The 17427-nt window shown below is 63.0% G+C and carries 14 protein-coding genes and 1 other RNA gene; 9 read left to right on the forward strand and 6 right to left on the reverse strand.

What is annotated here, in order from left to right; translation table 11 throughout:
• The 3 genes from ACMNAY_RS00725 to ACMNAY_RS00735 form a co-directional block, all read left to right on the forward strand.
• Positions 1–853 (forward strand): glycoside hydrolase family 25 protein (locus tag ACMNAY_RS00725; RefSeq protein ID WP_418718012.1); only part of this gene is annotated, 853 nt, incomplete at its 5' end.
• A gap of 161 nt (positions 854–1014) precedes the next feature.
• Positions 1015–2397, forward strand: coding sequence for a sodium-dependent transporter (locus ACMNAY_RS00730; protein WP_418718013.1), 1383 nt, complete (start codon positions 1015–1017; stop codon positions 2395–2397).
• Between the two features lie 69 nt (positions 2398–2466).
• Positions 2467–3633, forward strand: coding sequence for an MFS transporter (locus ACMNAY_RS00735; protein WP_418718014.1), 1167 nt, complete (start codon positions 2467–2469; stop codon positions 3631–3633).
• Here ACMNAY_RS00735 and ACMNAY_RS00740 read toward each other — a convergent pair.
• On the reverse strand, positions 3587–4474 hold the full coding sequence (locus ACMNAY_RS00740; protein WP_418718015.1) for an MBL fold metallo-hydrolase: 888 nt from the start codon (positions 4472–4474) through the stop codon (positions 3587–3589). The two genes, ACMNAY_RS00735 and ACMNAY_RS00740, sit on opposite strands and share 47 nt — an antisense overlap.
• 124 nt (positions 4475–4598) lie before the next feature.
• Here ACMNAY_RS00740 and ACMNAY_RS00745 point away from each other — a divergent pair, with 124 nt between their 5' ends.
• Complete coding sequence (locus ACMNAY_RS00745; protein ID WP_418718016.1) at positions 4599–7226, forward strand: cation-translocating P-type ATPase; 2628 nt, start codon at positions 4599–4601, stop codon at positions 7224–7226.
• A gap of 44 nt (positions 7227–7270) precedes the next feature.
• Here the strand turns inward: ACMNAY_RS00745 and ACMNAY_RS00750 are convergent, their stop codons facing one another.
• From ACMNAY_RS00750 to ACMNAY_RS00760, 3 genes are all read right to left on the reverse strand, one after another.
• On the reverse strand, positions 7271–7678 hold the full coding sequence (locus ACMNAY_RS00750) for a DUF3842 family protein (RefSeq protein ID WP_394978054.1): 408 nt from the start codon (positions 7676–7678) through the stop codon (positions 7271–7273).
• Between the two features lie 19 nt (positions 7679–7697).
• A complete protein-coding gene (gene cls, locus ACMNAY_RS00755) occupies positions 7698–9290 on the reverse strand; it encodes a cardiolipin synthase (RefSeq protein ID WP_418718017.1) in 1593 nt (530 codons plus the stop codon).
• Positions 9291–9420: 130 nt separating this feature from the next.
• A complete protein-coding gene (locus tag ACMNAY_RS00760) occupies positions 9421–10200 on the reverse strand; it encodes a peptidylprolyl isomerase (protein ID WP_418718018.1) in 780 nt (259 codons plus the stop codon).
• 191 nt (positions 10201–10391) lie between these two features.
• On the opposite strand from ACMNAY_RS00760, the gene ACMNAY_RS00765 reads away from it, so the two are divergent.
• The 3 genes from ACMNAY_RS00765 to ACMNAY_RS00775 all read left to right on the forward strand — a co-directional run bounded on the left by ACMNAY_RS00765 (position 10392) and on the right by ACMNAY_RS00775 (position 12572).
• On the forward strand, positions 10392–10718 hold the full coding sequence (locus ACMNAY_RS00765) for a DUF1292 domain-containing protein (RefSeq protein ID WP_394967897.1): 327 nt from the start codon (positions 10392–10394) through the stop codon (positions 10716–10718).
• Between the two features lie 7 nt (positions 10719–10725).
• A non-coding RNA gene (gene ssrS, locus ACMNAY_RS00770) (6S RNA) lies at positions 10726–10933 on the forward strand.
• A gap of 565 nt (positions 10934–11498) precedes the next feature.
• Positions 11499–12572, forward strand: coding sequence for a hypothetical protein (locus ACMNAY_RS00775; protein ID WP_418718019.1), 1074 nt, complete (start codon positions 11499–11501; stop codon positions 12570–12572).
• Positions 12573–12719: 147 nt separating this feature from the next.
• On the opposite strand, the gene ACMNAY_RS00780 is transcribed toward ACMNAY_RS00775, so the two are convergent.
• Positions 12720–13355: a lactate utilization protein gene (locus ACMNAY_RS00780; RefSeq protein WP_418718020.1), complete on the reverse strand. Its 636-nt coding sequence runs from the start codon at positions 13353–13355 to the stop codon at positions 12720–12722.
• A gap of 117 nt (positions 13356–13472) precedes the next feature.
• Here ACMNAY_RS00780 and ACMNAY_RS00785 point away from each other — a divergent pair, with 117 nt between their 5' ends.
• Together ACMNAY_RS00785 and ACMNAY_RS00790 are read left to right on the forward strand one after the other, a co-directional pair.
• Complete coding sequence (locus tag ACMNAY_RS00785; protein WP_418718021.1) at positions 13473–14444, forward strand: hypothetical protein; 972 nt, start codon at positions 13473–13475, stop codon at positions 14442–14444.
• Positions 14441–15337 carry a DMT family transporter gene (locus ACMNAY_RS00790; protein WP_418718022.1) on the forward strand — a complete coding sequence of 299 codons (897 nt, stop codon included), beginning with the start codon at positions 14441–14443 and terminating at the stop codon, positions 15335–15337. The genes ACMNAY_RS00785 and ACMNAY_RS00790 overlap by 4 nt, the downstream gene beginning before the upstream one ends.
• Before the next feature lie 48 nt (positions 15338–15385).
• On the opposite strand, the gene ACMNAY_RS00795 is transcribed toward ACMNAY_RS00790, so the two are convergent.
• Complete coding sequence (locus ACMNAY_RS00795; protein WP_418718023.1) at positions 15386–17137, reverse strand: ammonium transporter; 1752 nt, start codon at positions 17135–17137, stop codon at positions 15386–15388.
• Positions 17138–17427 lie beyond the last annotated feature (290 nt).

A 17427-nucleotide genomic window follows, 5' to 3' on the forward strand; every position in this document is an offset into this window, starting at 1 on the left:
CCCCGCCGCCACCGTGGTGCTGTTTAAGGACGGCAAGCCTGTGGCCAACAGCGCCTTCAAGCTCACCGCCACAGAGGTCACCCTGAAGGTGGTCTACAGCGGCTGGCAGCCCAGCTTTGAGAGCAAGGAAGCCTTCTACGACCCCACCACCCACGAGAAGCTGGTGAACACCGAGAAGGTAATCGCCGGCGTGAAGTATAAATTCAACGCCAACGGCGTTCCCACCGTCTCCAACTCCGGCAACGGCCTGGTGAAGGGCATCGACGTGTCCAAGTACCAGTACAACATCGACTGGAACGCGGTGAAGGCCAGCGGCATCGACTTCGCCATCATCCGCGTGGGCTACCGCGGCTACGGCACGGGCGCTCTGGTCGAGGACCCCTACTTCCGCAAGAACATCCAGGGCGCCAACGCTGCCGGCGTCAAGGTGGGCCTGTACTTCTACAGCCAGGCCATCAACGAGCAGGAAGCCGTGGAAGAGGCCAGCATGGTCATCCGCCTCATTCAGGAGACCGGCGGCCGCGTGAGCTACCCCATCTACTTCGACACCGAGAAGGTGGCGAACGATACCGGCCGTGCCGACGGCATCAGCCGTGACCAGCGCACCCGCAACGCCGTTGCGTTCTGCAACGCCATTCAGGGCGCGGGCTACCGCGCCGGCGTCTACAGCTATGCCTCCTGGTTCTACAACAACCTGAACATGGCCAGCCTCACCGGCTACAGCATCTGGATCGCTCAGTACCGCGACCAGCTGGACTTCAAGTACAACTACGACATCTGGCAGTACACCAGTTCCGGCACCGTGCCCGGCATCTCCACCCGCGTGGATATGAACGTGAGCAAGCTGGGCTGACAAAAAAGCGCAAAAGCCCCCGGGAACCATCGGTTTCCGGGGGCTTTTCTCTGTTTTCGGCTTGCAAGTGGAAGGCGGACTCGCTATAATAGAGAAGTACTGCGCTAAAGCGGCAAAATTGCGGGCCGCGGCAGCGTGTCAATTCACTGTGAGGTGTTATCATGCAGCGTGAGAATTTCAAATCTCGGCTGGGCTTTCTGCTCATCAGCGCCGGGTGCGCCATCGGCATCGGCAATGTGTGGCGTTTCCCCTATGTGGTGGGGCAGAACGGCGGCGGCGCTTTCGTTCTTCTCTATGTGCTGTTTCTTGTAACGGTGGGCGTTCCGGTGCTCACCATGGAGTTTGCCATCGGCCGCGCCAGCCGTAAAAGCTGCGTTCTGGCCTACCAGCAGCTGGAGCCCGCCGGCACCAAGTGGCACTGGCACGGCAAGGTGGCCATGCTGGGCAACTATGTGCTGATGAGCTTCTACACCAGCGTCACCGGCTGGATGCTCTATTACTTCTACCGCTCTCTCACCGGCCAGCTGGAGGGCATGGACACCGATCAGGTGGCCGATGCGTTCTCCGGCATGCTGAGCCAGCCGGTCACCATGGGCTTCTGGATGGTGATCGTGGTCGTGCTGGGCTTTTTGATCTGCTCCATGGGCCTGCAGAAGGGCGTGGAGCGCATCACCAAGTGGATGATGCTGGCCCTGCTGGCGCTGATCGTGGTGCTGGCGGTAAACAGCGTGCTGCTGCCCGGCGGCATCGAGGGCGTCAAGTTCTATCTGGTGCCCGACTTCTCTGTGATGGCCGGCGAGACCGCCCTTGAGACGGTGCAGAACACCCTGGGCGTGGTCACCGCCGCGCTGAACCAGAGCTTCTTCACCCTGAGCCTGGGCATCGGCGCCATGCTGATCTTCGGCAGCTATCTGGACCGCCGGCACAGCCTGCTGGGCGAGAGCGTGCGCATCGCCGGTCTGGACACCTTCGTGGCCTTCACCTCCGGGCTGATCATCTTCCCGGCCTGCATGGCCTACGGCATCCCGGCGGACAGCGGCCCCAACCTCATCTTCATCACCCTGCCCAACGTCTTTAACGACATGCCCGCCGGCCGGGTGTGGAGCAGCCTGTTCTTTTTGTTCATGAGCTTTGCGGCCTTCTCCACCATCATCGCGGTGTTTGAGAACATCCTGGCCTGCACCATGGACCTCACCGGCTGGAGCCGCAAAAAGGCGGCCCTGGTGAACGGCGTGGTGGTCACGTTCATCTCGCTGCCCTGCGTGCTGGGCTTCAACGTCTGGTCCGCCTTTGACCCCCGCGGCAACGGCTCCGGCTTTATGGATGTGGAGGACTACCTCATCAGCAACATCCTGCTGCCCTTCGGCAGCCTGGTCTATCTGTTCTTCTGCATCAGCCGCGTGGGCTGGGGCTTCAAGAAATACCAGGCCGAGGCCAACCAGGGCGAGGGCGCGAAGATCCCCAACTGGATGCGGGTATACGTCACCTACATCCTGCCCATCTTCGTGGCGTTCCTGTTTATCCAGAGCGTTCTGGCCTGGTAAAACGCCGCTGCATCACAAAAAACCAAGGGGGCGCCAAGGCGCCCCCTTTCTTTGAAAAGGAACTCCGTCATGTACACCCTGCTTCTCGCCGTTATCTACCTTGTGTTCATCAGCCTGGGCCTGCCGGACTCTCTGCTGGGTTCGGGCTGGCCCACCATGCGCCTGGTCTTTGACCAGCCTCTCTCCGCCGCGGGCATGGTTTCCATGATCATCACCGGCGGCACCATCTGCTCCAGCCTTCTGTCCGAGCGGCTCACCGCCCGCTTCACCACCAAAGGCGTCACCGTGGCCAGCGTGTTTCTCAGCGCCGCGGCCCTGTTCGGCTTTTCCATTTCCACCCGCTTCTGGATGCTCTGCCTCTGGGCGGTGCCCTACGGCCTCGCCGCCGGCTGCATCGACTCGGCCATCAACAACTACGTGGCCCTGCACTACCGCTCCCGTCACATGAGCTGGCTGCACTGCTTCTGGGGCGTGGGCACCGTCATCAGCCCCTGCGTCATGAGCTGGGCGCTCACCCGCTCCGGCTGGCAGCTGGGCTACCGCACGGTGGCGCTGATGCAGCTGGCCATCGGGGCGGTGCTGGTGCTCACCCTGCCTTTGTGGCGGGCCCACGGCGGCGGGGAGGAACAGTCTGCCCGCGCCGGGCAGGTGCTGGGCATCCGGGGCGCGCTGAAGATCAAGGGCGCGCCCACCCTCTTCGTGGGCTTCTTCGCCTATTGCGGGGCGGAGGGCACCTCCATCCTCTGGGCCAGCAGCTATCTGGCAGGGGAGCGGGGCTTCTCCGCCGAGCACGCGGCGGCCAGCGCGGCGGTGCTCTATGTGGGCATCACCCTGGGCCGTTTTATCTCCGGCTTCATTGCCGACAAGGTGGGCGACCGGGGAATGATCCGCCTGGGTACGGGAGTCGTCGCTGCGGCGCTGGCAGTGCTGGCGCTGCCCGGCGGGGGAGAGCTGGGGGCGCTTTTGGGCCTCGGGCTTCTGGGCCTGGGCAATGCGCCGGTGTACCCGGCCATCATCCACGCAACGCCCGCCAACTTCGGGGCGGAAAACTCCCAGGGCATCATCGGCATGCAGATGGCCAGCGCCTATGTGGGCTCCACCCTGATGCCGCCCCTCTTCGGCCTCATCGCGAACCGGGCGGGCCTTTTCTGGATGCCTCTCTTTCTGGCACTGCTCATCCTGCTGATGATCACCATGCTGGAGACCACCTTCCGCACCGTGGCGAAAAACAGATAAAAAGGCGGCGGGGACGCATTTGCGTTCCCGCCGCTTTTTTGTCACAGTTCAAAAACTTCCAGATCTTCCGGCACAAAAAGATTGCCGGAAAAGAGGGCGCGCCCTCGGCGGTGTAGAGGGCCTTGCGCCGGGCGATGTTCTTGTCCTCGGTGTGGTAGAGGATGAGGTTCTCCGCGCCCAGCTCCTGGGCCAGCCGGCAGGCGTCCGCCGCGGTGGAGTGGTGCTTTTGGTAGGGCTTGAACACATCCGCCTGGCTGGCAAGGCAGAAGGCCTCGTGGAGCAGCCAGCGGCTGCCCTTGGCGTAGGGGCGCTCGGCCTCGTTGTAAGGTTCGTCGCCGCAGCAGGTCAGCTTTCCGCCGCCGGGCAGGGTGATGGAAAAACCGAACTGGGCCGCCTTGGTGGAGCCGATGTCGAAAAAGGTGGCCGTCTGGCCCAGAAGGGGCAGGCTCTCGCCGTTTTCCACAGTCACCAGATGGAGGCGCGCGTCCAGAAATCGGGTCTCCTTTTCGCTCAGCAGAAGCCCCGCCATGGTGCGCAAAAGGCCGGTCACCTCTTTGTGGGAGTAGATGGCGGCCTCTCCCTCGTACTGGCCCCGGGCCATGCCCTGCAAGATCATCCGCATCAGCCACAAAATGCCGGTGATGTGGTCCAGATGCTTGTGGGTGACGAAGATGGAGCGCACGTCCTGCCAGCGCACCCCGGTGGCTTTCAGCTGGCGAAAGATGCCGTTTCCGCCGCCCGCGTCCACCAGCAGGTGGTCGGAGCCTTCGGTGAGCAGAAAGCAGGTGTTGTAGCACTCGGTCACGGCGGCGTTGCCGGTGCCGAGAATGGTCAGTTTCATGGGTCAGCCCTCCTTTGCTTCAGTATACCCCCTTGGGCCCCTTTGCCGCAAGGGGGCTAAAACGCCCCGCCGCCCCATATACATACAAAAGGACAAGGCATTGCAAAGGAGGAAGGCGGGAGCCATGGAGTATTATCGGCAGACAGCGCGGGATGCCTTTGCCGCCCTGGGCAGCGCCCCGGAGGGCCTGAAACCGGGGCAGGCGGCGGCCCGGCTGGCAAAAACAGGGCCCAACGAACTGCGCAGGGCCAAAAAGGAGAGTGTGTTCCAGCGTTTTTTGCAGCAGATGGCGGACCCGATGATCGTGGTGCTGCTGGCCGCGGCGGCGCTCTCCGCCCTCACCGCCGCCTGCGCGGGGGAGAGCTTCGCCGACGTGTTCATCATTTTGGCGGTGGTGCTCATCAACGCGCTGCTGGGCGTGTTTCAGGAGAGCAAGGCGGAAAAGGCCATCGAGGCGCTGCAAAAGATGACCGCCGCCCACAGCCGGGTGCTGCGGGGCGGCCGCCCGGTGACGGTGGCCAGCCGGGAACTGGTGCCCGGGGATGTGGTGCTGCTGGAGGCGGGCTGCGCCGTGCCCGCCGACGGGCGCATCGTGGAAGCCGCCGCGCTGAAGATCGAGGAGGCGGCCCTCACCGGCGAGAGCGTGCCGGTGGAAAAGACCACCGCCGCCCTGCCCGCGGGGCGCGCCGTGCCTCTGGGCGACCGGCACTGCATGGCCTATATGGGCAGCACCGTCAGCGGAGGACGGGGCAAATTGCTCGTCACCGCCACCGGCATGGACACCGAGATGGGCCGCATCGCCGGAGTGCTGGCGGCCACCTCCCAGGGCAAAACGCCCCTGCAGCAAAAGCTGGCGGCCCTCAGCCGGTCGCTCAGCGCGCTGGTGCTGGCCATTTGCGTGTTCATCTTCGGCTTCGGCCTGTGGCGGGCGGGCAGCACCGACCTGCCCACCGTGCTCTCCAGCTTCATGGTGGCGGTGAGCCTAGCGGTGGCGGCGGTGCCCGAGGGCCTGGCGGCGGTGGTGACCATCGTGCTGAGCATGGGAGTCACCCGCATGAGCCGCCAGGGGGCGGTCATCCGCCGCCTCACCGCCGTGGAGACGCTGGGCTGTGCCCAGGTCATCTGCTCCGACAAGACCGGCACCCTCACCCAGAACCGGATGGAAGTGCAGCAGAGCTTTGGCCCCGAGGCGGAACTGGCCAGGGCGCTGGCCCTCTGCTGCGACGCGGTGCCCGGCCCGGGCGGAACGGCGGAAGGGGAGCCCACCGAGTGCGCGCTGGTGGAGTACGCGGCGAAGCTGGGCTTTGCCAAAGCGGCCTTGACCGCCGCCGAGCCCAGGGTGGCGGAACTGCCCTTTGACTCCGCCCGCAAGCGGATGAGCACCTTCCACACCCGGCGGGGCAAGCCGGGGGTGATCCAGTACGTCAAGGGCGCGCCGGACGTGCTGTTGGAAAAGTGCACCCACTGGCTGAAAAACGGCGCGGCGGTGCCCCTCACCGCCGCCGACCGGGCAGCTATCCTGTCACGGAACCGGGCCATGGCCCAAAGCGCCCTGCGGGTTCTGGCGGCGGCGAAGCGGGAGTGGCCCGCCCTGCCCGCCCGCCTTGCCCCCGAAACGGCGGAGCGGGAACTGGTGTTCATCGGTCTTGTGGGCATGATGGACCCGGTGCGCCCCGAGGCCGCGGCGGCCATCGCCCGCTGCCGGGCGGCGGGCATCCGCCCGGTGATGATCACCGGCGACCATAAAGACACCGCCGCCGCCATCGGCCGGCAGCTGGGCATTTTGCAAAGCGAGAGCCAGGCGGTCACCGGCGCGGAGCTGGACCGGCTGAGCGACGCGGAACTCATCCGCCGCGCGCCCTCCCTCAGCGTCTACGCCCGGGTGCAGCCCCAACACAAGGTGCGCATCGTGAAGGCGTGGAAAACGGCGGGCTGCGTCACCGCCATGACCGGCGACGGCGTGAACGACGCGCCCGCTCTCAAAGCGGCGGACATCGGGGTGGGCATGGGCCTTTCCGGCACCGACGTGACCCGCAACGTGGCGGACATGGTGCTCACCGACGACAACTTCGCCACCATCGTCACCGCCGTGGCCGAGGGGCGGCGCATCTACGCCAACATCCGCAAGGCGGTGCAGTTTTTGCTGGCCAGCAACGCCAGCGAGGTGCTGAGCATCTTTTTCGCCACCCTGATGGGCGTGCAGCTGCTGGGGCCGGTGCATCTGCTCTGGATCAACCTCATCACCGACTGCTTCCCCGCCCTGGCGCTGGGCATGGAAAAGGCGGAACCGGGCGCGATGGACTGCCCGCCCCGCCGCCCCGGCGAGAGCATCTTTGCCGGCGGGCTGGGGTTGGACGTGGCCTGGCAGGGCCTCTTGGTCACCGGCCTGACGCTGGCGGCCTACTTCACCGGCGTGCGGCTGGAAACAGGGCTTTGGCAGCTGACCCAGAGCGGCACGGGGGTGAGCATGGCCTTTCTGACCATGAGCATGGCCGAAATTTTCCACAGCTTCAATATGCGCAGCCAGCGGGGCAGCGTGTTCGCCCTGCCCACCCACAACCCTTGGCTCTGGGCGGCCATGGCGGGCAGTCTGGTGTTGAGTCTGGGGGTGCTGGCCTGGCCGCCCGCCGCCGCTGCCTTCGGCTTTGCGCAGCTGGCCCCCGCCCAGTGCGGCCTGGCGCTGGCGTTGGCGCTGGCGGTGCTGCCGGCGGTGGAGCTGGGCAAAGGTCTGCTGCGCCTGGTTTCGAGATAACAAAAAGCCCGCGCCCCCAAAGGGGCGCGGGCCGTATGCCTTGCTCAAACAAATTCCAGAATGCGCCGGGCGGCGTCGCTGATGTAGTCCGCCAGGGGCAGCTCCGGCAGCCCCGCGATGGAGGCGCCGCACCGGGTGGCGGGAATGAGCACCTTGTGGGCGGTGCTGGAGGCGATGGCTGTGGCCATGGCCGGGCTGCACTCGCCCAGCATGCTGTTTGCCATCACCAGGCCGATGGGCCCGGCGATGATCTGGGCCTTGCCGGCGTTCCAGATCACCGCGTTCTCGCCGGTGGCCCCGGCGCTGGCCCCCGCCTTGAGCATGGCGGCGGTGGCGGCGGCATTGGTGCCCACCGCAATCACTTCGCCGGCATAGCCCCCGGCGCGGAGTTTTTCAATGAGCGAGCGGCCAAAGCCGCCGCCCTGGCCGTCGATCACAACGATTTTTGCCATTTGTCACGTTTCCTTTCTCTTATAAAAGCGGCGCGAACAGCCGCAGCAGGACCCGGAAGGCCCGCTTTGGCAGCGACACGTTTTTCACGTCTTCCCAGGTGACTTCGTGGCTCACCTGCATGCAGCGCACAAGGTCCGCGTGCACGTCCTGCACCATCCGCCCGCCATAGAACACGCAGCAGTTCTCAAAGTGGAGGTACAGGCTGCGGTAGTCCATGTTGGCGCTGCCCACCACGGCGGTCTTGTCGTCCGAGACGTACATCTTCGCGTGGATGAAGCCGGGGCTGTATTCAAAAATGCGCACTCCCGCCTTCATCAGCACCGAGTAGTAGCTCTGGGTCACCCAGTAGACGTATTTTTTGTCCGGGATGCCCGGTGTGATGATGCGCACGTCCACGCCGCTCTTGGCGATGAGACTCAAAGTCGTGATCATCTCGTTGTCCACCACCAGATAGGGGGTGGCGATGTAGACGTAGTCGGTAGCCTGCTGCAGAATGTTGAAGTAGACGTTCTCCGCCACCGCTTCCTCGTCCAGGGGTGAGTCGCCGTAGGGCTGCACCATGCCGTCGGCGGAAAAGCGCAGGGTGGGGGCGAACTGCTCCAGCCGGCTGGAATCGCCGGTGGTGAAGTCCCAGCTTTCCAAAAACAGGGCGGTGAGGTTGTAAACGCCGCTGCCCCGCAGCATCAGGCCGGTGTCCTTCCAGATGCCGAAGCGCTTTTTGCGGTTGATGTATTCGTCGGCGAAGTTGAGCCCGCCGATGAAGCCCACGTTGCCGTCGATGACGGTGATCTTGCGGTGGTCCCGGTGGTTGAACATGGTGTAGTCGGAGATGTGGGCCGACAGCCGGAAGGGGGAGAACCGGTGGCACTGGATGCCCCATTCCCGCAGCTGCTCGTCGTAGTCCTCCGGCATGGTGAGCATGCAGCCCCAGCTGTCGTACAAAAGGCGCACGTCCAGCCCGGCGGCGGCCTTCTCTTTCAGGATTTCAAGGGTGGTGTCCCACATATAGCCGGGCTTTAAGATGAAATACTCCATGAAAATGGAGCGCTCGGCCTTTTTCAGCTCTTCCAGAAAGCGGGGGAAGAACTCCTCGCCCCAGGCGTAGTATTCGCTCTGGGTGTCGGCGTAAAGGGGCGCGCCCGCGTTACGGATGAGGTAACGAGCGCTGCGGGCAAGGCTCTTGTCCTGCACTTCCAGCCGGCGCAGGGCCTCCGGGTCCTGGGGCAGGGTGCGGCTGAGGCGCGCGCAGATGGAGGCCATACGCCGCGCGTGGCGGTTGGTGGTGTTGCGGTGGCCCCAGAACAGATAGAACACCACGCCGAGGGGCGGCATCAGCAGGATGATGAGGATCCACATCATCTTGTAGGCGGGGTTGATGCCGTCGTGTTCCAGAAGGGCGATCACCGCCAGCACACTGACCACCACCGCCCCGATGTAGAAGGGAGCGGAAAAGCGCCCAAGCGCCACCGGGATGGAGAAGGTGAGCACGATCTGCAACAGCAGAAGGATGACAAAGAAGAAGGTGCGGGTGTAAAGGCCGCGGCCCAGCCGGCGCTTGGCTTTTGTGACCTTCTGCCGGGCGTTTTTCATCTGCTGCGAAGTGTTGGACACGGCGTTTCCCTCCTTTCTTCTGATACAACGAGGTTCTACCGGCTATTATAACACAAATCGACCCGCCGCACCAACGAAGGGACCGCCGGCGGCAAAAAAAGCCCCGGCAAAAGCCGGGGCAAAGCTGGTTTTATTCCGCGGCAGAGCCGGAAGCGGGCGCGGACGCCGGCTGGGAAGCCGGGGTCGGGTCGGGCGCGCCGTAGGTGGAGATGGTCACCGAGTTGATGGTCACCGGCTCCAGGATCTGGCCGTCCTCGCCTTTTTCACCGCCGGCGATGGCGTCCACCACGTCCATGCCCTCATAGACCTGGCCGAACACCGTGTCGGTGTTGTCCAGATAGGGCAGCCCGCCCACGGCGGCATAGGCGTCGATCACTTCCTGGCGCACCCCCGCGCCTTCCAGCGTCTCGCGGGCGGCTTTGTCCACGCTGGAGGGCAGCGCCTGCACAAAGTAGAACTGGCTGGTGGTGGAGGGGGCAGAGTCCGGGCTGTTGGCGGCACACAGCGCGCCGGCGTAGTGATGCAGCTTGTCGGTGTACTCGGCGGGGAAGGGGTTGCCGTTCCAGATGGTGGAACCGCCAAGCCCCGTGCCGGAGCCGTCGCCGCTCTGCACCACAAAGCCGTATTCCGCCCGGTGGAAGGTAAGGCCGTTGTAGTAGCCCTGGTTCACAAGGCCCACGAAGTTGTCCACTGCCATGGGCGCAAGGTCAGGGTAAAGCACCGCCCGGATCTCGCCGGCGCTGGTGTCGAAGATGGCGATGGTGTCGCCCTCGGCGGGGGCGGTGAACTGCACCTCGGCGGACTCATAGGCCTGCCGCTTGACGGTATCCCCAGGCTGAGGGTCGCCGCCGCAGCCGGCCAGCACCCCGGCGGCCAGCAGGCAGGCGGCAAGAAAAGCAAAACGTCGCATGGATATCTCCTTTAACTGGAAACAGAATGTATCAGTATTATAGCATACGCCGGGGCAAAATAGCAGGGGGAACACAAAAAGTTTCACATCCCGCGCCCGGCGATTGGGGATTGACGGCGAAAGCAAAACAAGGTACACTAAGACCAGAAAGAACCGGCGGCCCACCGCCGCCCGTGAAAAAGGAGAAAGCCATGGCCGAGACCAAAGTGCCCCCCACCGCGCAGGAAGAGGACGATTACACCCCCGATCTCATCACTCTGGAAGACGAGGACGGCAAGGAGCACGTCTTTGAGGTGATCGACGCGGCGGATCTGGACAACACCCACTATATGGCGCTGGTGCCCTATGTGGAGGACGAAAAGCAGCTGGAGGAGACCGAGGCCGAGCTGATCCTGATGAAGGTGGGCGAGGACGAAAACGGCGAGTATCTGGACATCGTCGAGGACGACGAGGAGCTCTACAAAGTGAGCAAGATGTTCGAAAAGCGCCTGCAGGAGTTCTTCGACATCGAGCAGTAAAAACGCGGCATTCCTGCCTTGTTCGATTTGTTGCGGCTTGATATAATCCTACTAATCAAATTCAGGGAGCCCGGCGGTTGACCGGCAGATTGCAGACCTCCCGCCCCGCGCATGCGCGGGCCAAGGCGGACGAAGGGAGCGAGAAACCGGGCACAGGGCACCCACCTGCCATTCGGTAGGTTTTGATTGGTCGCAGACGGCAAGGCGGGGCCTTATAGAAAGAAACAGGGACGCACCCAGATGGGCGCGTCCCTGTTTTTTGAGCAGAAAAGAAGGACACATGACGAACCAGTCATGTGTCCTTCTTTTCTGTAGAAGAATCCTCCAGATTATCCAAGGCATATTTAATGCACTGGACGGTTAGGCGATTCAAAGATATCCCCTCTTTGTTGCAGAGTTGCTCCATTCTGTCCACAAGTGATTTCTCAAGGCGGAACGTGCGGTTGACATATTCCTCCTTCTGAATTTTAAATGCCATAGACTCACCTCTGCTTTAATTGTAGATAAAATTGGAGATGTTTTATACACTGTGATATATTGTGCTATTTACACTTGAAAACACAGTGTATATGTGCTATTTTGAAGATAGACATAAACAAGATGGGAGGAGAAAAGCGGATCGACGCCTTTATACTGAAGCATGGCATTTTGAATCAGCAACATAAATGTCCGAAATGTGGGGAACATTTGGTGGAAACTGGTTGCGGGCATTAGTATCGCCCGTGTCGGTAAAGACAGAAAAGCGGCCTCCGAAAAGGCGGCCAAGGGAGGAAGAGTTTTATGTATGGAGCACGCCGATTCTTTCAAATGAAGTTTCTCGGTTTGGCATTGGCAGTCTTATGTGCAGTCAACCTGTCGGGCTGTGCTGCACCAGTGGAAGTTACCATGTCGAGTTCTGGAAAAACGGACGATCAGGGGAACGCATATATCTGCGTGGAAACAAATCTGCCCGATGGGACGGAACTTCTTCTTGCACTGAGCAACGATTCCTACTCCGCGCAAGCACAAGCCGCTGTCATAGATGGTCAAGCGGTTTTTGGCCCTCTAACCAATGGAGACTATCCTTTGAATGCTGGTGAGTATTTCGTGGATGTGGTTATGCCCTATGTTGCTGTGCAGGAAGAGAGTGTAAAACAAGTTCTGGGAAAAGGCGGGAAAAATCTGGCGGGCAGCCTTGTGGTCGAATCCGAATCGGATGGCAAGTACATTCAATACAACACGGAGTGGACAATGCCGTCTCTGCTTGATCCGCTGACTGATAGGGAAGCAGTGCTGTGCATGGGCGGCGCCAATGTTGCAATGCTTTATGCTGCACTGGCAGACGGCAATGATGCGGGGCCCTATGTGGTCCAACTGTCCTTTGAGCGGGCGATATATTCTTCAACGACTTCTGATATGTTGATTGACTATACGATGACGACATCACTGAACAACCAGGAGTATCCGCAGACAGGCGGAAAAGATGCATGCTTGATTTTGGAGGGGTTAGGGGGAACAGCGCCTAAGGGAACGATTATTGATGATTGGTTTATCTATGCCCCGTGGGCTGAAGTGATGTATGACCAGCCCAGCATTGATGCCGGTCTGGCGTATGAATACAGTGAGGAAGAACTGGAGCGTGTGAATATAGCCCTTGCGCAGTTTTTAGGATGGTTCAATACGGATGGCTCCTCACAGGAATTGACGGCTAATACGCCGAGTGGCGGATTCGACAGTGCAGACAGCAGCGAAGAATTGGCGGAAGGCGAATTCTGGTGCCTGGGCAAAAACGATACCTGCCAGAACAAAACATACCGTGCGGATGACCTTTATTGCGATCAGTGCGACCCCGATGATGACAACATGGAAGGCTGACAGGCAACAAGGATCGGAGCACTGCCATATACAGCTACACCCACCTGCCATTCGGTAGGTTTTGATTGGTCGCAGACGGCAAGGCGGGGCCTTATAGAGAAAAACAGGGACGCACCCAGATGGGCGCGTCCCTGTTTTGCGTTTGGTTCAAAAGCCCAGCGGCTCGCCCACCAGCAGCACTTTGATGCGTCCCGGAATGCGCTGGAAGCTGTGGATGGTGGTGGTGCAGCAGATGCGGGCCGGGCTGTGGCAGTGCTCGCATTTGCCGGTGACGGCGCAAGGGGTGGCGCAGGAAAGGCGCACCGTGTTGGCCGGCGCGGCAATGGCCTCCACCCGCTCCTTCGCGGCGTCCAGGTCCTTCACGATCTTGTTGCAGCCCACCACCAGCAGCACGTTTTCCGGCCCGAAGGTGATGGCCGCCACCCGGTTGGAGTTGCCGTCCACGTTGTAAATTTCGCCCGCCTCGGTGATGGCGTTGGCGCTGGCCAGATACCAGTCGGCGCTGAACACCCGGCGGTAGAGCTTGCCCAGCTCCTCGCCCGCAAGGCCAGTGCGGTCCAGAAACTCATAGCGCCCGCTGGCCAAAAGGTCCATGACCCCCGTCTCGGCCAGGGTCATGCTGCCGCCGTTTGCCACCGTGGCCCCCTCCGGGATGAGCTGCTCCACAAAGGCGCGCACCCCGGCGGCGTCGGGCAGATACCAGCCCTCCATGTTGTTGGCCTTCAGGGCGGCGATCACCCGTCTGGCCCGCTTTTCGATGTTGTCCTTCACAGCGTCGTGCATCTTCCGTTCCTCCTTGCGGCAAAGATTGCTTGTGCTCCCATTATACCACATTGACAGAAAGGTCGGAACGTGTAGAATAGAAGAAGACGCATTCTGCGAAAGAAGGAGAGCCGCCCCATGGCAAAACGACTGCGCGCCGGCGATGTGATCCCGGAGTTCCGCTTCGACACCCCCTACCACCCCCAGCAGAGCTTCTACCAGCTGCTGGAGGGGGACAAGCCGGTATTTCTGGTGTTTCTGCAAAACTTCGGCCACCCGCTCACCCGGAACTGCATCATGGAATACATCAAGTCCGCCGACGCGCTGCGCAGCGCCCGGCTGGTCTGCGTGGTGCGGACCAAGCCCCAGACCATCTCCAAAGCCATCCCCGAGGGGGCCATGCCCTACGAGCTGATGTGCGACGCCGAGGGCGTGCTCTACCGCTTTTTTGCCGTGCCCAGCGAGAAGAGCCGGCTGAAGTGCTTCTCCCTCAAGGCGATGAAGATCCTGAACGCGGCCAAAAAGCAGGGCTTCCATCCCCAGCCGGGGCAGGCCTGGCAGCTGCCGCTGACGCTGCTGGTGGGCCCGGCGGGCCGGGTGCTGCTGGCCCACTACGGCGCCACCCTCACCGACCTGCCCGAGGACTGCCTGGCCATGGAGGAACTGGCCGCCGACCTGCTGCCCACCCTGCCCGCCGAGTGGCTGGGGGCGGCGCCCGCCGCGGCGGACAGCTTTGCCGCCGCCTTCGAGGCGCCCGACGCCCCGACGAAGGGCGGCGAGGCGCCGCGGCCCGTCCCCGGGACGACAGCCCGGTCTGCCGCTCCCGCCGCCGGGGAGCAGGCGCAGCCGGAGGCTGCCGCCGGAAGCTTTGACACGGCGCTGGACGCCGTCGACGCCGCGCCGCCGGCCGCGCCTGTTCCCGAAGAGAAGGACGCGCCGCCCCGGGAGGAGAGCTTTGACACCGCCCTGGGCGACTTTGAGCTGCCCGACACCCCCGACGCGCCCGCCGCGCCCCCGGTGCGGCCCGAGGCCCCAAAGCCCCGGCGGTGGATCTGTCCGCCCTGGGGTTCGGCGCGGGCAATTGAGGCGGGGGAGGGACCGTATACTTGAAACAGGAACTGAAATATCTGCCGGTGCTGGCGCTCACCGCCCTGATCTGGGGCGTGGCCTTTGTGGCCCAGAGCGTGGGGGGCGAACATGTGGGCCCCTTCACCTTCAACTGCGTGCGCAGCCTGCTGGGCGGCGCGGTGCTGCTGCCCATGATCCCGCTGCTGGGCCGTCTGTCCGGCAACCGGCGGGAGGAGGCCGCCCCGGCCGACCGGAAAAACCTCTGGCTGGGCGGCGCTTTGTGCGGCATCATCCTGGGCCTGGCCAGCAGCCTGCAGCAGTGGGCGCTGGAATACGCCAGTGTGGGCAAGGCGGGGTTCATCACCGCTTTGTACATCGTCATCGTGCCGGTGCTGGGCATCTTTTTCCATCGCATGCCCGGCGCGCAGGTGTGGCTGGCGGTGGTGGTGGCCGTGGCCGGGCTCTATCTGCTGTGCTGGAGCGGCGGCGCCGCCCTCGGCCCGGGGGAGTGGATGCTGTTCGGGTGCAGCGCCCTGTTCAGCCTGCACATCCTCGTCATCGACCACTTCTCCCCCCTGGTGGACGGGGTAAAGCTCTCCTGCATCCAGTTTTTCGTGGCGGGGCTGTTCTGCGCGGTGCCCACCCTTCTCTTTGAAAAGCCCGCTGTGTCCGATGTGCTGGCCGCCTGGGCGCCCATCCTCTACGCCGGCGCGCTCAGCTGCGGCGTGGCCTACACCCTGCAGGTGGTGGCCCAAAAGCACGTGGAGCCCACCCTGGCCAGCCTGACCCTCAGCCTGGAGAGCGTGTTCAGCGTGCTGGCGGGCTGGCTGCTGCTCCACCAGACCCTCACCGCCCGGGAGCTGGCGGGCTGCGCGCTGGTGTTCTGCGCCATCGTGCTGGCCCAGCTGCCCTCGCGGAAAAAAGTGAAACACTAACAAAAGGGAGTTCCCCGCGGGGACCTCCCTTTTGTTTCATAAAAGCCGTTATTCCACATCCTGCAGGGCGGCGAACCCTTCCTCGCCGGTGCGCACCTTCACCACATTGTCCACGCCGTAGACGAAGATCTTGCCGTCGCCGATGTGGCCGGTGTACAGGGCCTTCTTGGCGGCCTCGATCACCGTCTCCACCGGGATGGTGCTCACCACCACCTCCACCTTCACCTTGGGCAGCAGGGTGGCGTCGATCTCCACGCCGCGGTACTTCTCGCCCGCGCCCTTCTGGATGCCGCAGCCCATCACCTGGGTCACGGTCATGCCGGTGACGCCGATGTCGTTCAGCGCCTTCTTCAGATGGTCGTAGCGGGACAGGCGGGAGATGATGACCACCTTGTGGATGCCGCTGGAGGAGGCCGCGGGGGCGGCCGCGACCTTCACGGCGGCCTCCTTCTGGGCGTCGCTGGCGGCCTCGTAGCGGTCGGCGCCCAGGTCGGTGTTCTCGTTCACATCCATGGTCATGGTGTTGGAGATGTCCATCAGGGCAAAGCCCGCGTAGGCGGAGGGCAGGCCGTGCTCGGTGGCGTCCAGGCCGGCGATCTCCTCCTCCTCGCTGACCCGCAGCCCGAAGATGGCCTTGATGAGCAGGAAAAAGACGGTCATGGTCACGCCGGTCCAGGCCAGCACGGTGACGATGCCCAGCAGCTGGGCGCCCAGCAGGTCAAAGCCGCCGCCGTAGAACAGGCCGGTCAGGCTGTCGTTGCCGGGGGCGGTGGTGGTGGCGAACAGGCCCACCGCCAGCGTGCCCCACAGGCCGTTGAAAAAGTGCACGGCCACCGCGCCCACCGGGTCGTCCACATGGAGCACGCTGTCCAGAAACCACACGCCGAACACCACCAGCACGCCGGCCACCGCGCCGATGACGATGGAGCCCAGGGCGTCGGTCACGTCGCAGGAGGCGGTGATGGCAACAAGGCCCGCCAGTGAGGCGTTCAGGCACATGGAGATGTCCGGCTTGCCGTAGCGCACCCAGGTGAACACCATGCACACCACGGTGGCCACCGAGGGCGCGACGGTGGTGGTGAGGAACACCGAGCCCAGCTGCGCCACGCTGGTGCAGGCGGCGCCGTTGAAGCCGTACCAGCCCAGCCACAGGATAAAGCAGCCCAGGCACCCCAGGGCCAGGTTGTGCCCCGGGAAGGCGTTGATCTTGACCACCTTGCCGCTGTCATCCCGCACGAATTTGCCGATGCGGGGCCCCAGCAGCTTTGCGCCGATGAGGGCGGTGAAGCCGCCCACCATGTGGATGGCGCAGGAACCGGCGAAGTCGTGGAAGATGGTGTTGGATGCCAGCCAGCCGCCGCCCCAGATCCAGTGGGCCTCGATGGGATACACCAGCGCGGAGATCACCGCCGAGTACACGCAGTAGGACAAAAAGCGGGTGCGCTCGGCCATCGCCCCGGACACGATGGTGGCGGTGGTGGCGCAGAACACCAGGTTGAACACGAAGTTGGACCAGTCGAAGCTTTCATAGGCGGTGAAGATGTCCAGCCCGGGCTTGCCGATGAAGCCCAGCAGGTCCTCGCCCATTAAAAACCCGAACCCGATCAGGATGAACACGATGGTGCCGATGCAGAAGTCCATCAGGTTCTTCATCAGGATGTTGCCGGTGTTTTTTGCCCGGGTGAAACCGGCTTCCACCATGGCGAAGCCCGCCTGCATCCAGAACACCAGCGCGGCGCCGATCAAAAACCAGACCGCAAAAAGCTCTGTATCAACAGCACTCATGATCTCTTGCGTCATACATTTCCTCCCCTTTCTCTGTGCGCCCCACCCCCGCAGGAGAGCGGGACGAAAAAGAAGGGAGATTTTCCCGAAGCCGCGGTCTTCGGAAAAATCTCCCTTGATTTGTTTTCGATTATAGCGCACCGCGGCAAAAAAACAAGCCGGAAAAATGCTTGAAAAAAGTCGGGTAAGACAAGCGGAAATTCTCTTTAACGCACAAAAGTGATAAAGCAAGGCGGCGCGGCGGAGGCACGCTGTACAAAAAACAAAGAATAAAGTTGAAAATATTTGGGCCTTGCCCCGCGGCC

Source organism: Candidatus Allofournierella merdipullorum (assembly GCF_048426865.1).
Lineage (GTDB): Bacteria > Bacillota > Clostridia > Oscillospirales > Ruminococcaceae > Allofournierella_A > Allofournierella_A merdipullorum.

Excerpts from the sequence above, each read along its gene's own strand:
- ACMNAY_RS00750 (WP_394978054.1), bottom strand. The coding sequence starts at position 7,678 with ATGGCAAAAATCGTTGTGATCGACGGCCAGGGCGGCGGCTTTGGCCGC.
- ACMNAY_RS00740 (WP_418718015.1), bottom strand. The coding sequence starts at position 4,474 with ATGAAACTGACCATTCTCGGCACCGGCAACGCCGCCGTGACCGAGTGC.
- ACMNAY_RS00730 (WP_418718013.1), top strand. The coding sequence starts at position 1,015 with ATGCAGCGTGAGAATTTCAAATCTCGGCTGGGCTTTCTGCTCATCAGC.
- ACMNAY_RS00785 (WP_418718021.1), top strand. The coding sequence starts at position 13,473 with ATGGCAAAACGACTGCGCGCCGGCGATGTGATCCCGGAGTTCCGCTTC.
- ACMNAY_RS00745 (WP_418718016.1), top strand. The coding sequence starts at position 4,599 with ATGGAGTATTATCGGCAGACAGCGCGGGATGCCTTTGCCGCCCTGGGC.
- ACMNAY_RS00765 (WP_394967897.1), top strand. The coding sequence starts at position 10,392 with ATGGCCGAGACCAAAGTGCCCCCCACCGCGCAGGAAGAGGACGATTAC.
- ACMNAY_RS00735 (WP_418718014.1), top strand. The coding sequence starts at position 2,467 with ATGTACACCCTGCTTCTCGCCGTTATCTACCTTGTGTTCATCAGCCTG.
- ACMNAY_RS00795 (WP_418718023.1), bottom strand. The coding sequence starts at position 17,137 with ATGACGCAAGAGATCATGAGTGCTGTTGATACAGAGCTTTTTGCGGTC.
- ACMNAY_RS00780 (WP_418718020.1), bottom strand. The coding sequence starts at position 13,355 with ATGCACGACGCTGTGAAGGACAACATCGAAAAGCGGGCCAGACGGGTG.
- ACMNAY_RS00775 (WP_418718019.1), top strand. The coding sequence starts at position 11,499 with ATGTATGGAGCACGCCGATTCTTTCAAATGAAGTTTCTCGGTTTGGCA.
- ACMNAY_RS00760 (WP_418718018.1), bottom strand. The coding sequence starts at position 10,200 with ATGCGACGTTTTGCTTTTCTTGCCGCCTGCCTGCTGGCCGCCGGGGTG.